Origin of the sequence: Hathewaya limosa, from assembly GCF_030815255.1 — a bacterium.
In the GTDB taxonomy this organism is placed as follows: Bacteria; Bacillota; Clostridia; order Clostridiales; family Clostridiaceae; genus Hathewaya; species Hathewaya limosa.
The window spans coordinates 49,531-64,616 of sequence record NZ_JAUSWN010000018.1; the positions used below are offsets into that span (position 1 = coordinate 49,531).

11 protein-coding genes are annotated in these 15,086 nt (G+C 28.2%); 4 read left to right on the forward strand and 7 right to left on the reverse strand.

Going from position 1 to position 15,086, the window contains the following annotated elements; genetic code table 11:
• Window positions 1-148 precede the first annotated feature (148 nt).
• Window positions 149-2,707, reverse strand: a complete 2,559-nt coding sequence (gene adhE / locus QOZ93_RS10635; RefSeq protein ID WP_307356361.1) for a bifunctional acetaldehyde-CoA/alcohol dehydrogenase — start codon at window positions 2,705-2,707, stop codon at window positions 149-151.
• Window positions 2,708-2,979: 272 nt separating this feature from the next.
• On the opposite strand from adhE, the gene QOZ93_RS10640 reads away from it, so the two are divergent.
• The 4 genes from QOZ93_RS10640 (at window position 2,980) to QOZ93_RS10655 (ending at window position 7,496) form a co-directional block, all read left to right on the forward strand.
• Window positions 2,980-3,633: a DUF2971 domain-containing protein gene (locus tag QOZ93_RS10640; protein ID WP_111940131.1), complete on the forward strand. Its 654-nt coding sequence runs from the start codon at window positions 2,980-2,982 to the stop codon at window positions 3,631-3,633.
• A gap of 170 nt (window positions 3,634-3,803) precedes the next feature.
• Entirely contained in the window at window positions 3,804-5,003 is a 1,200-nt protein-coding gene (locus QOZ93_RS10645; RefSeq protein WP_307356364.1) for an iron-containing alcohol dehydrogenase, read from the forward strand.
• Between the two features lie 261 nt (window positions 5,004-5,264).
• Window positions 5,265-6,122, forward strand: a complete 858-nt coding sequence (locus QOZ93_RS10650; protein WP_111940127.1) for a DegV family protein — start codon at window positions 5,265-5,267, stop codon at window positions 6,120-6,122.
• 489 nt (window positions 6,123-6,611) lie between these two features.
• The gene (locus tag QOZ93_RS10655) at window positions 6,612-7,496 is read left to right on the forward strand and encodes a diacylglycerol/lipid kinase family protein (protein WP_307356366.1); all 885 of its coding nucleotides are present in this window, start codon (window positions 6,612-6,614) and stop codon (window positions 7,494-7,496) included.
• Between the two features lie 111 nt (window positions 7,497-7,607).
• Here QOZ93_RS10655 and QOZ93_RS10660 read toward each other — a convergent pair whose 3' ends face one another.
• The 6 genes from QOZ93_RS10660 to QOZ93_RS10685 form a co-directional block, all read right to left on the reverse strand.
• Window positions 7,608-9,029, reverse strand: coding sequence for a carbon starvation CstA family protein (locus QOZ93_RS10660; protein ID WP_111940123.1), 1,422 nt, complete (start codon window positions 9,027-9,029; stop codon window positions 7,608-7,610).
• 121 nt (window positions 9,030-9,150) lie between these two features.
• A complete protein-coding gene (locus QOZ93_RS10665) occupies window positions 9,151-9,867 on the reverse strand; it encodes a LytR/AlgR family response regulator transcription factor (RefSeq protein WP_307356369.1) in 717 nt (238 codons plus the stop codon).
• Window positions 9,868-9,878: 11 nt separating this feature from the next.
• Complete coding sequence (locus tag QOZ93_RS10670) at window positions 9,879-11,540, reverse strand: sensor histidine kinase (RefSeq protein ID WP_307356371.1); 1,662 nt, start codon at window positions 11,538-11,540, stop codon at window positions 9,879-9,881.
• Window positions 11,541-11,737: 197 nt separating this feature from the next.
• Window positions 11,738-12,484, reverse strand: coding sequence for a trimeric intracellular cation channel family protein (locus tag QOZ93_RS10675; RefSeq protein ID WP_111940117.1), 747 nt, complete (start codon window positions 12,482-12,484; stop codon window positions 11,738-11,740).
• Window positions 12,485-12,586: 102 nt separating this feature from the next.
• Window positions 12,587-13,759 (reverse strand): mechanosensitive ion channel family protein, encoded by a 1,173-nt coding sequence (locus tag QOZ93_RS10680; RefSeq protein ID WP_307356373.1) that lies wholly within the window; start codon window positions 13,757-13,759, stop codon window positions 12,587-12,589.
• A gap of 107 nt (window positions 13,760-13,866) precedes the next feature.
• Window positions 13,867-14,721, reverse strand: coding sequence for a DMT family transporter (locus tag QOZ93_RS10685; protein ID WP_111940113.1), 855 nt, complete (start codon window positions 14,719-14,721; stop codon window positions 13,867-13,869).
• Window positions 14,722-15,086 lie beyond the last annotated feature (365 nt).

Below are 15,086 nucleotides of genomic sequence, written 5' to 3' on the forward strand. Positions count from 1 at the left end.
AAAAATTATTTTATCCCCTGTAAGATATTATGAAAAAATAATGTAAATATTCCTTAATTTTTATACCAAAATGATATTTTATTGAAAACAAAAGAGAATGGATAAAATTTCTCTTAATCCACTCTCTTTATCTAAAAGTTACTTTAATTTAAAATGCTTTCCTTAGTATTTCCTTTATTTCTTCTATAGAAGGCTGTCTTGGATTTACTATTGTGCATTGATCCTCAAAAGCCTCATCTGCAATTTTATCTAGTTTATCTTCAAATTCTTCTTTAGTAACTCCACACGCTGATAAACTATTTAATTGATTTATTTCTTTCATAAGATTTCTTACTGCATTAGCAAGACTCTTAACACCTTCTTCTGGTGTTGCACATGGCAATTCTAAAAGTTTAGCTATTCTTTGATACTTCTCTGGTGCTTTATAGTAATCATATTTAGGGAATATAGTAAACTTAGAAGGATGTTGAACTCCATTATATTCGATAACATAAGGTAATAAAATGGCATTTGCTCTTCCATGAGGTATATGGAATGCTGATCCAAGCTTATGAGCTATACTATGATTTACTCCTAAAAAGGCATTTGTAAACGCCATACCTGCCATACATGAAGCATTATGCATTTTTTCTCTTGCCTCTTCATCTAAGCCATTTTTATAAGCCCTTGGTAAATATTTAAATACCATTTCTATTGCTCCCAATGCTAATGCATCAGTATAATCCGTTGCCATTACAGATACATACGCTTCTATAGCATGTGTTAATACGTCTAATCCTGTATCTGCTGTTACTGACTTTGGAACAGTCATAACTAATTCTGGGTCAAGAATCGCTACATTTGGAGTTAACTCATAATCCGCTAATGGATACTTAATGTTGTTCTTTTTATCTGTAATTACTGCAAAAGATGTTACCTCAGATCCTGTTCCTGAAGTTGTTGGTATCGCTACCATCTTAGCCTTTCTACCCATTTTAGGAAATTTAACAGCTCTCTTTCTAATATCCATAAATCTTAGCCTTAATTTTTTAAAATCTACATCTGGGTATTCATAGAAAAGCCACATTCCCTTAGCAGCATCCATTGCTGAACCTCCACCTAGTGCTATAATAACATCTGGTTCAAAGGCTCTAATTTCTTCTGTACCTTTCATAACTGTCTCTATAGATGGATCTGGTTCTACATCTAAGAATATATTCACATGAGCTCCTGCTTTATTTAGATGGTACATTATTTTATTAACATATCCGAATTTATCCATAGCTCTATCTGTTACTATAAATACCTTTTTAGGACCTATCTCTTCTAGATATCTAAGTGATCCAACCTCAAAATAAATTCTTTCAGGAACTCTAAACCATTGCATATTAACTCTCCTCTTTGTAACTTTTTTAGTGTTTATAAGATTTAATACCCCAACATTTTGAGTTGTTGAATTTTTACCCATTGTTCCACAACCTAAAGTTAAAGATGGATTAGTATAGTTATAAATATTACCTATAGCACCTTGTGATGAAGGTGAATTTACAATAATTCTTCCAGCCTTTAGTCTAACTGCAAATTTTTCTACAACATTATTATCATTTGAGTGAATTACGGCCGAATGTCCAAGTCCTCCAAATTCAATCATTTTTTCACAGATATTAATACTATCCTCTGTATTTTTTCCTATAAATAATGATAATATAGGACTTAATTTTTCCCTTGATAATGGGTAATTAGGACCGATTCCATCTAATTTGGCTACTAATATTTTAGCATCCTTAGGTACCTTTATTCCGGACATTTCTGCAATCTTAAATGCACTTTGGCCAACTATAGCTGGATTCATTGAATTTCTTTCTTTATCTATAGCAAAGGCTTCTACTTTCATCATTTCTTCATCATTTAAGAAATAACAATGATTGTCTTTCATTAATTGTATGGCTTCATCAGCTATTTCTTTATCTAAAATTACGCCTTGTTCTGATGCACAAATAGTTCCGTTATCAAAAGTCTTACTCATAATTAGATCATGTACAGCAGTTTTAACTTTTGCTGTTTTTTCTATATAACAAGGTACATTTCCTGAACCTACTCCTAGTGCTGGCTTACCTGTTGAATATGCACTTTTAACCATTCCTGGTCCGCCTGTTGCAAGAACAATATCAACACCTTCATGAAACATTAACTCCTTTGATGCTTCTATAGAAGGATGCTCTATCCATTGTATACAATCCTCTGGTGCTCCTGAACTAATAGCAGCGTCCCTAACAATACGAGCTGCTTCTATACTACACTTTTGTGCTCTTGGGTGAAAACTAAAAATTATAGGATTTCTTGTTTTCATCGCAATTAAACATTTAAATATAGTAGTTGAAGTTGGGTTAGTTGTTGGTGTTACACCTGCTATAACACCTATTGGTTCGGCGACTTCTATATAACCTTCTTCATTATTTTCTGAAATTATCCCAACAGTTTTTAGATTTCTAATATCATTATATACGTACTCTGAAGCAAATATATTTTTAGTTATTTTGTCTTCATACACACCCATTCCGGTTTCTTCCACAGCCATTTTAGCTAACTTTCTATGAGCATCTAAAGCTTCTTCAGTCATATTTTTAACTATGTCATCTACAGTTTCTTGATCTAGTTTTAAAAATTTTTCATAAGCAACTCTAGCTTTTTTTACTAAGGTATTAATATTTTCTTTAACAGTACTCATTAAATTTCACCCTCTATTTCGTTAAATAATTAACTATCTTTTCTTATAATATCATATTCATTTTTTTTTGCAATAGTTCCTTGTTATTTTTTTATCATTGTGTGAAGTTTTTATATTTCTTCTGTATTATTATTATTTTTATTGTATTTTTTATACCTAATCTTAAAACATCCTATTATGTAATATATTAAATATATTTTTCACTAATTTAGGATACATTATAAACATAGATTTAATTTTAACTAAAGTTATATTTAGAAGCGGGTGAACATATGAATTATAGTAATGAAACATTTATTATATCTAAAAATTTAGGTTCTAATACTAAACTTTACAGATATCTATCTTTAAGTTGTTTTTTAGAATTTGTAGAAACCAAAACAACATATCTCTCAAACCTGAATGCTTGGGAAGATATATGGGAATTACCAGCAAAACATAAAATGCCTATAGAATTTAGTAATAACTTATATGGTCAATGCTGGAGCCTTGAAGGTATATCTGATGCACTTTGGAAAATTTACGCTAAGGGAAAGGAAGGTATTTTAATTCAAAGTTCAGTTAATAAATTTCTTTCAATAAAACAAATTGATGCGGCTATGTTATCTCCTGTAATATACTATGATAACTTAGAAAGAGCATTACAAAAACTAGATACTTTAAAAGGCCCTGAAAAAACTTTTTATCATGGTTTACTAAAGAGAAAAGCCTTTCAACATGAGAAGGAGGTTCGTCTGATTACTTATGTAAAACCAGATAAAATTGACTCTATACCTAAAAGTATATCTATAACACTTAATCCTTTCGACTTTATAGAAAATATATTTATAGATCCTCGAGCTAGCAAATGGTACGTCAAAACTATTCAATCTTATTGCTCTCATGTTGGATTTAGCATTACCCCTCAACAATCAGATTTATTATAATATTGTTTTTTAATTAACATTTTATATACAAATAATTTTATAAAGTTTCATTTAATTTGTTGCTTTTTTAACAAATCGGTGTTAAACTATTAACAAATGAAAATTAACTTCTTTATAAATTAACTAAAAATTACAACATATTGTGAAATAATTTTGGGGAGGTATTTAATATGTGGGAAAAAACTATTTCAATAAATGAAATTGCTGAAATTAGAGGAAAGTCAACTATTTACTTAGGTGTTGGTGCTATCAAAAAGATATTTGACATTACTAAAGAATTAAGTAAAAAAGGTATTTCTAAAATTTTAGTAATAACAGGAACATCTTCTTTTAAAAGAACAGGCGCATGGGATTATGTAGAAAAGGCTTTAAATGAATCTAATATAAAGTATGAATTATACAGTAAAATAACTGCCAATCCAACAACAACACATGTTGATGAAGCAACTAAACTTGCATGTGATTTAGGTGCTCAAGCTATTATAGCTATTGGTGGAGGAAGTGTTATTGATGCCTCCAAAGGAGTTGCTATAATGACTCAGTATGGTAATAAAACCTGTGCTGAGTTAGTCCAATATGAATTTACTCCTGATAAGGCACTTCCTGTAATAGCTATAAACACAACTCATGGTACAGGAACTGAAGGAGATAGATTTGCAGTTATTAGTTTACTTGAAAAGAAATATAAGCCTTGTCTTGCTTATGATCTATCTTATCCACTTTATTCAATCGATGATCCTGGATTAATGACTGGGCTATCAAAATACCAAACAATGTATACTTCAATAGATGCCATGAATCATGTTATTGAAGCCGCTACTTCTACAGTTGCAAATCCTTATTCTATATTACTTGCGGAAGAAACTGTAAGATTAATTGCAAAATATCTTCCAATTGCCATAGAGGATGGTTCAAATTTAGAGGCTAGATATTATTTAACTTATGCATCATTAATAGCTGGTATAGCTTTTGATAATACATTATTACATTTAACTCATGCACTTGAACATCCATTAAGTGCTGTTAAATCTGATTTAACTCATGGATTAGGACTAGCAGTTTTAGTTCCTTCAGTTGTTAAATACACTTATAAAGAAAGACCTGAAGTATTAGCATCAGTATTATCTCCTATAGTTAAAGATCTAAAAGGTGAAAAATCTGAAGCTCAAAAAGCTTGTGATGGATTAAAAGCTTGGTTACACGAAGTTGGTGTAACAGATACACTAACAACTTTAGGATTTAACGAAGGTCAAGTTAATGAATTAACAGATCTTGCTTTTAATACTCCTAGCTTAGATTTACTACTTAGTTGTTCACCTGCAAAGGCAACTAAAGAACTTGTAAGTACTATTTACAGAGAATCTCTTTAATTTCTAAGTTAATATAAACTATATATAAAAATAAAAGTTATCCTTTAAAAATAGGATAACTTTTATTTTTATAGTAAGTAAATTTCATTATGTTCATTGCTTAATTAAACTTAATATATATGGAAATTTATGTTTATAATGTATACAATTTTAAAATTTATTTACATAAAGTTCTTTATCTCACTCCTGTTTTTTCAGAATTTAATTTATATTATATGTTATAATACATATATAAATAATAAAAAATGGAGAAATTGCGATATGGCAGTAAAAATTTTAACAGATAGTACAAGTTACTTACAAGAAAATATAAAAAAAGAATTAGATATAGAAGTAATTTGCTTAAATGTTGCCTTTGACGATGAAAATTTTAAAGAAACTGATATAGATAATGGATCTTTCTATAATAAGATGGATAAAAAAGGCATACCTATTTCCTCTCAACCTTCTGTTGGTGAGATTTATGATAAAATGAAAAAAATAATAGATAATGGTGACAGTATTGTTTGTGTACTTATATCATCTGAAATGAGTGGTACATATGCAACCGCACATATGGTTAAAAATATGATTTTAGATGAAAATCCAAATGCTAAAATTGAAATAATAGATTCTAGATCTAATTCTATGCAATTAGGTTTTGCTGCATTAGTTGGTGCTCGAGCAGCAAAAGAAGGTAAATCTATACAAGAGATAACAGAAATTATAGAAAGTAACATTAAAAAGAGTAGATTCTTATTTATCCCAGATAACCTTGAATATTTAAAAAAAGGTGGAAGAATCGGTGGGGCAAGTGCCTTAATTGGAAACTTCCTAAAAATAATTCCTATATTAACAGTAGAAAATGGTAAAACTAGTGTGTTAACAAAAGTTAGAACTAAGGGTAAAGCTATTAAAACTATGGTTGATAAAATGTTAAGTGATATAGAGAATTATGGATTAGGAGAAATACTGGTTCATCATATAAATTGTTATAATGAGGCAGAAGAACTAGTAAAACTTATAAAAGAACATATTGATATAAATATTTCTATATGTGATATTGGACCTGTTATAGGATTACATGTAGGACCTGGGGCTATAGGTATAGTTTATTATACTCAAGACAATCTAAGATAGTTAACTTTGTAAACATCTTGTAACCCCATTTCAAAAAAAATTATATTATAATATCATTAGCTAAAACCTTGTAAGGTAATTGCAGTTACCAATATGCCCATATCGCTGCAATTACCTTTTTTATTTTATTCTTTATTCCATAATAAAAAAAGCTATCTTAAAAAAGATAGTTTTTTTTATTATAAACGGTTTTTACACATATATTAACATGTTTATCACAATTTTTCTAAAGTTATCAACATATTTATTAACAATTTTTGTGGATAACTTTATTTTAAATAAAATACTCTCTTTAACTATTTTTGAAATAACAAAAATAATTATACATATTATCACATCTTCTAATCATATATATCAACAAAGTTATGAATGTATATTAATATTATGAATTACACCTTTTATATATAATTATATTTACAATTTATTTTTACAATTTTTTAGTAAAGGTATATAATTTAATCAATTATCATTTCTAGTGGTGGTGAAATTATGAAACATTTATTTGTTGTTAATCCCGTAGCAGGTAAAGGTAAGTCATTATCATATATAAGTAAAATACATGAATTATTCAAATTTAATGATGATAATTACATAATAGAAATAACAGAGAAAAAGGGACATGCTATTGATTTAGTACGAAAATATGTACAAAAGAATGATTATAGAGTATATGCCATTGGCGGTGATGGAACTGTTAATGAAGTTCTTAATGGCCTAGTAGATAGTAATAGCTCTCTGGCTGTAATTCCTTGCGGCACTGGTAACGATTTTGCACGTACCCTAATCCCAGATTACAAATTACATACAGATATTTTACAACACACGATAATGGGTTATGAAAAATATATAGACCTTGCAAAAGCTAACGGAAGATACTTCATAAATATCTCTTCTGTAGGATTCGATTCAGAAGTTATATATAATGCTCGACATTTTAAAAAATCAAAATTTATTCCTAGTGGACTTGCCTATATTTTAAGTCTATTCTATACCCCATTTATCTTCAAAGCACTTAATATGGATATAAACATAGATGGTCAAGAATTTATACAAGAAAACCTACTATTGGCTGCATCTAATGGCAAATGCTATGGAGGGGGTATACCTATTGTTCCTCATGCAAATATTGAGGATGGTTTTTTAGACGTATGTATGGTAAGTAACGCAAGCCTATCCAGGCTACTTCATGTTTTACCTAAAGCCCTAAAGGGTAACCATATTTCTGCAGAGGAAGTAAAATTTTTTAAAGGTAAAAAAATTACTGTTGAAAGCGAAGACGATTTCATACTTAATGCTGATGGTGAACTTGAAAGAATAAATAAAGTAGAGTTTGAAATAATTCCACACAAAGTAAAAGTTGTTGTTCCTATTTAAAGTAAAAAATAGTCCATTTATACACAAATTATAAATGGACTATTTTTTATTTATTGTATTTTATTATTTATACTATTATCAGTATAAATTTTTATAAAACCTACATCATTATTAAGCTTCTACTTTACATTTTTTATTTTTACTTATTACCAACATAAAAATTACAAAACTTATTATCGCGAATACTATCCCAATTGGATAACCTATTTGTGAATTAAGCTTAAATCCTTCTTTAGCTACTAATATATATGTTGTTGTTACCGCTGTCATAAACGTAGCTGGGATTGTAGCAATCCAATGTATCTTTTTATTTTTCGCTAAAAACATTGCTGTTGTCCATAAAACAACTGTAGCTAGTGTCTGATTAGACCAAGCAAAATATCTCCATATTATATTAAAATCAACTTTTGTTAATACGAATGCTACTACAAATAATGGAACACTTATAAATAATCTATTTATTATTTTATCTTGTTTATAATGTAAAAAATCTGATATTGTTAATCTGGCACTTCTAAAAGCTGTATCTCCTGAAGTTACAGGACATGCTACAACTCCAAGTATGGCAAGTACTCCCCCTACTTTTCCAAGTAGCGAAGTAGATATCTCATTAACTACCCATGCTTGTCCACCATGTGCAGACATCTGTCTTTGAAGTTCTCCTGTACTTCCAAAGAAAGCCATAGCTGCTGCTGCCCAAATTAAAGCAACTATTCCTTCAGCTATCATTGAACCATAGAATACTTTTCTTCCTTGTTTTTCATTAGTTATACATCTAGCCATAAGTGGTGATTGAGTTGAATGAAATCCTGAAATTGCACCACAGGCAATAGTTATAAACATCATTGGCCATATTGGTAATCCATCTGGGTGTAAGTTTTGTAAAGTTATTTCTGGTATCTTATATCCTTTTAATATTATGCCTCCACTTACCCCTACAGCCATTAGTAATAAACATATACCAAAGATAGGATAAATCTTACCGATAAGTTTATCAATTGGTACCATAGTCGCTAATAGGTAATATAAAAAGATAGCATATATCCAAAATGTTTTAGTAAATACTGCTGGAGTAATGCTTTCAAGTAATCCTGCTGGTCCAGTTATAAATACAACTCCTAATAATATCAAAAGTATTATAGAAAACACCCTCATAAATTGTCTGAAACCATTTCCAAGGTAGTTACCCACTATTTCAGGAATACTAGCTCCATCATGTTTAACAGAAAGCATTCCAGAAAAATAATCATGGACTCCACCTGCAAAAATACTTCCAAATACTATCCATAGGAATGACGATGGCCCCCATAAAGCTCCTAAAATAGCTCCAAATATAGGACCTAGCCCTGCTATATTTAAAAATTGTATTAAAAATATTTTCCACATAGGCATAGGTACAAAATCTACGCCATCTTCTAAACGTATAGCTGGAGTTTCTTTACTTGAATCTGCACCAAAAATTTTTTCTACTATTGCACCATAAATAACATATCCCACAATAAGTGCAACTAATGCAACAATAAAAGATATCATAGAACTACCTCCCCTTACTAATTAGTTTATATATAATTTCTTTATATTCATATTATATTAATAATTTATTCATACCATCGAATTACTACATGAAATAACAAAAAAAGCACATGAAGTGCTTTTATATACCCATAATCTGCTTGAATTTAATTGTATTATTTCTACTAACAGGTATATCCTCTTTTCTGCCTCTAACCTTAATCATATATGTACTATTAAACCATGGAGTAATTTCTATTATTTTATTTAAATTTACTATATAAGATCTATGACTCTTAAAAAAATTCTCTTCTTCAAGTTTTTTATACATTTCCGATATACTTATGTTACATACATACTCATCAGTTTCTGTGTATACATATGTTTCCCTCTCCATAGCCTCACAAAAACAAATATCAGAAATACTTATAACCTTCATTTTTCCGGCTCTCCACAGTGTAATTTTATTAAGATTATTTTTTAAAGAACATGATTCCTTTATTTCTATTTTTGAAAGCTTATTTAAAGTATTTATAATTCTTTCCTCTGAATAAGGTTTTAATAGATAATCAAATGCCTCTAATTCAAATGCTTCTACGGCATATTGCCTATATGCTGTTATAAATATAATTATTACATTTTTATTTATCTTTTTTAGTAATTTTCCAAATGTCATTCCATCTAATTTAGGCATATTAATATCTAAAAACACTACATCAATTTGCTGATTTTCAATATACTTTAGGGCTTCTGTAGCATTATCAAATTCCCCAGTAATCTTTATATTACCAAAATTATTTATAAAATATTTTAATTCTTCTCTTGCTGGTAATTCATCATCAATAATAACGCATTTCATTTCCTAGCCTCCTAAATTGTAAATTGAATTCTAGTACCGTGAGTTAATCTTTCTATATTGAGTCCTTTTCCATATATATTTAAAAGCCTATGATGCACATTTATTAACCCTATCTTATTTTCTTTCATTTTTCCTTCGTAAATCATTTTTATTATATCTTCAGAAATTCCTATTCCATCATCTTCTACAACAACATCTATATTCTTTTCTTTAGGATTTTTCCTTATTTGAACCTTAACATTACCTCTCCCATCACCTTCTAAAATCCCGTGTTTAATGGAATTTTCTACTAAAGGTTGTATTATTAAACTAGGTATCTTTATATCTATTCCCTCGTCTATATCATAAATAATATTTAACTTGTCACCAAATCTAGCCTTTTCTATTTGTATATACGCTTTTACCTGTTCTAACTCTTTATGTATATCTACAGGTGTATCTCCTACCTCTAAATTATATCTTAAATAAGTAGCTAAATCTATGATAAGTTCTCTTGCTCTTGACGGATTAAACCTTACAAAAGAAGCTATAGTATTTAATGCATTAAATAAGAAATGAGGATTTATTTGCGCTTGTAAAGCTTTAATTTCTGCCTTATTAGCCATTTCCTTTAATTTCTCTAATTTACTAATTTCAAATTGAGTTGATATAATCTGTGATAATCCTATAGCAAGATTTTTAGTTCTCGTAGTTATTGCATCTTCCTGTTTATAATAAATTTTTAGGCATCCTATGACTTGTTCATTCTCCCTTAAGGGAACTATTATTGCTGATTTCAAGGGACAATTTTCACATGGACAATCAATTTCTACTTTATTTGTAATGGCTAAAATTTCCCCCGTATTTATTACATGTTTAGTAGCATTTGTTTTTATTTTCATACCATTTATATGGTGATCTTGCCCTATACCAACATGTGCTAAAATTTTTTCATCATCAGTAATTGCTACTGCATCTGCTTTAACAGACTCTTTTATAATATTACAAATATGTTGTATAGAATTTTCATTTATATCTCTAAAATAAGGTAGAGTTTTATTGGCTATTTCTAAAGCTATCTGTGCTTCATTTCCTGCTATTTTATCTTCTTCTTTTATTATACTTTGAACTAGTACAATCAAAAGAGAAATTCCTATGGCATTAGTTAAACTCATAGGTATATAAATATCCCTAATTATACTTATAGCAATATGGTTTGGTTTTGTCATAATAAATATTAAAGTAACTTCTATAGTCTGCATTGTTATTCCTAAACCAAATCCACATATCCATTTTTTATGCATGGTTTCTTTAGAATATATTATTGAACTAATTACCCCCACCATTACTGTAGTTATGGCACATGGTAACGCTGTAGCTGTTCCAAAGTTAATTAATAATCTATGTGTTCCTGCTATTATCCCTGATAATATTCCAACAAACGGCCCACATAATATCCCTCCTGTTACAACTCCAATTATTCTTGTATTAGCTATTGCTCCATTTACCTCTGTACCTATATACGTGCCTAAAATTCCAAATCCACTAAAAATTAAAGATAAAATTATTTTATCTAATAATCTTAAATTCTGTCTTTGCATTATTTTTTTAAAGCTATCCAAACGAGTTATTATAAAAACAATTAATATTATATATCCTAGATTGTTTATTAATTCTTTTGCTAATAATATCATTTATACACCTCGTTTCCACAATATATTTATCCTTATTATCCCTATTTATACTTTAATTATCCTGCTCCCATTTATTTTATCATCTCTTCCTATATATTGTTGTTATTTTTCTTCAAACAAAAAGGATAGAATTTAAATTTCTATCCTTTTTGTTTATATAATTAAATTTGCATTAGAAAGTTTTCTTATGTTTTATACTATAGCCTTATTTTATATTTATCTGAATTAAATTTAGGAAGATTTAAATTTAATTTCATAGCTATCATCCTTGATACAAATGTTAATGTAAAGCATAAATAAAAAGCAATCATATAATTTAACTTATTTACCTTGCAAACATAAAATGAAATTCCTCCAATTATAGACGCTACAGCATAAATTTCTTTTCTAAAAATTAAAGGTGTATCCTGAACAAATGTATCTCTTAAAATACCTCCTCCAACCCCTGTTACAAGTCCCATACAAACTACCAAAAACAAATTACTCTTTACATTATAAAATGCTAAATTTGAACCAACAGCAGTAAATGTAGCAAGTCCAATGGCATCAGATATTAATATTATCCTTTTTAATGTAATCATTTGATTTTGTTTATTAATTAATCTTAAAACTTGATCCTTGGTCATGTTTGTATACTTATTTATCACTTCTAATTGATCTACATTTTTATTAGTGTATTTTTTATGTTTTCTTGCAATCCTAGGATACAAATAAAATATACTTATGGATGTTATTATACTAATAAAACAATAATTAGGCTTAACAAAGGCTGTAGGTGGAGTATTTCCAAGTATAATATCTCTGAAAATCCCTCCACCTACAGCGGTTATTATACCTAAGAAAGTAACCCCAAATAAATCTAGTTTCTTTTGCATACCTACTAATGCCCCCGAAATTGCAAAAGCAATAGTACCTATAATTTCAAAAACCTTTAAAAGTAGCATTTATTTAAAATCCTCCAAAATTAAATAGAACTAAATTTAAAACTCTCTTAAGTAAATTTTTTTATTTATCTTTATTAAGTTATACGATTATTATAAAAAACTTTATCCTATGTCTTCAAGTGAAGAATCGTTTTCAATAACATCCTCTTTTTTTGAAATATCATTTAAATAAACAGTATTAGTCGGATATGGTATATCTACTCCCTCTTCTTCTAAGATATCCATTATATTTAAATTTACTTCTTCTTTTATCTTTAAAAATGTTTTAAAATCAGTAATTTTAGTAAAATAATATATTCCTATATCCAATCCGCTATCATTTAAATTTTGTAATGCTATAACAATACCTTCATCACAAATTTGTTCATGCCCTTTTATCATCTCTTCAATCCTATAAATACATTTCTCAATTTTTTCTCTAGACGTTTCATAGGCTATAGATATAACAAAATTACATTTACGTTTATCTCGTTTTGTAAAGTTTGTAATTGCAGAGTTAGCTAAACTTGAATTTGGTACGGTAATAATCTCTTGTGTAAATGTCCTTATTTTTGTACTTCTAAAAGATAAATCTTCCACAATACCTTCAATAGAACCTGTTGAAATCCAATCACCTATATTAAAAGGTTTATCCATAATTAATATAAATCCTGCAATAACATTTGATGCCGCATCCTTAGCAGCCAATGAAAATGCCAATCCACCAAGACCTAATCCTGTTACAAACATCTGAATATTAATGTTCCATTCAGCTAAAATTATAGTTATGGCTAATGCAATTAAAATCACTCTTAGGCATTTTGATATAAAAGGAAATAAAATTTTATCAACATTTAACCCTAATCTTTCTTTCATGCCATCTGACAATACTGCTAATTCTTCACTTAGGTTATAAAATCCCCATGTAATTAGCATAATTAAAATACTTCTAAAAATTTTAGTAATTAGCGATACATTTATAAAATAATTTTTTCCTAATATGGTTAAAGCAAAGTATATACCAAAGACTACAAACATCATGTTAAAGGGTTGCTCAAAACATGGTATAAACCTTATTGTTGTACTAGGTTTTACTTTATTTATAATTTTTTTAAACAAAGTAAATACATGATTAGTTAAGAACCTTCTAAATAACAATAATACAAAAAATATTATAACAGCTGCTATTAGCCTTTTTATATTTTCATAATTATTATTAATAAAAAAGTCCATGAAGTTTTCAAGTCCTCGGGTAATAATTGAAACTCCTAAAGGTATAGAACTTACTGAGTCCATAAATTCACCTTCCTCTTCTTATAAAGTTATCCCCTTTTATCTTCTTAAATTATACATTAAAAATAAAAAAAAGGTAATGTGAATATTCCCCATTACCTTTATTTATATTACTTTAAAATTAATCCGCTTAATATTGCTATAATACCTATCACTGTGTATATAGTTATCTTTTCTCCCAAAAAAACATATGCTAGAAGTACAGTAAAAACCGGATTTAAATTATTATATATGGCTACTCTAGTGGTACTGCTACTTTTTTGTAAGGCCCATGTCCATAAATAGTTAGCTAAGAACATAGATATGACTCCTGTATATAATAAACTAAGAAATAATTTTAAATCTATAATTTTTAAATTAATTTTAAAACCAGCTACTATGATCATCATCATAGTTGTAATAGTTATTGCATATGTAATTATTTGACTTGGTTTATATCTTTTACTTAATGGTTTTGAAAACACCATATAAATTGCATATGCCAAAGCCGATATAAAAACATATATTCCACCCATTAAGCCTTCTCTTGAAAAGCTAATGTTGCCTGGTGAAAAGATTACAAGTATTGTTCCTATAAAAGATATTATTATGGATAATAAAGCCTTAGGTTTTATTCTTTCTTTACCATATAAATAGTTAATTACTAAAACTAATATAGGTAAGGTTCCCATGATAATAGACGCATTACCTGCAGTTGTTTTAGAAATTCCAACACCATAAAGCCATTGAAATATAAAAAAGCCTAACAATGATATGATAATGATTCTTTTATAATCTTCTTTTTTTACCTTTTTGTGTTCCTTCCTAGCAATTAAAAATGCCCATGACGATATAGTTGCAAATATAAAACGTAATACATTATATTCCGATACACTTACAGAATTTAAACTATACTTCATAACTATGGGTTTTAACCCCCAAATAAAACTAACCAAGATAAGAATTAAATCTATATAGTACTTCATAAAAGCACCCCTTTATTAAAAGAAATTTTCCTTACCTTAGGTAGTCTTTGAATTTAAAATATTTAATATTCATTTTTAAATTATGATTCTATACTATATTGCAATTTATTAAATATAAAAATCAATCACTAGTGTTTAATTTTTAGAAAGTATTTCTATTGACAATTATACTATGCTTAGTTTTTATAACTAATTTCCTAGATTAATATTTACTAGAATAATATTCCAAGAATAAAAGGCAGACTTATCTAAATAGCGATAGCTTATGGAGGTTTATAGTTTTTTAGTTATAATTATCCACTTAGCCACTTTTGCCACGAAAATAGAATATTATCTATTAATTTTGTGAGAGAATGTTTTATTAA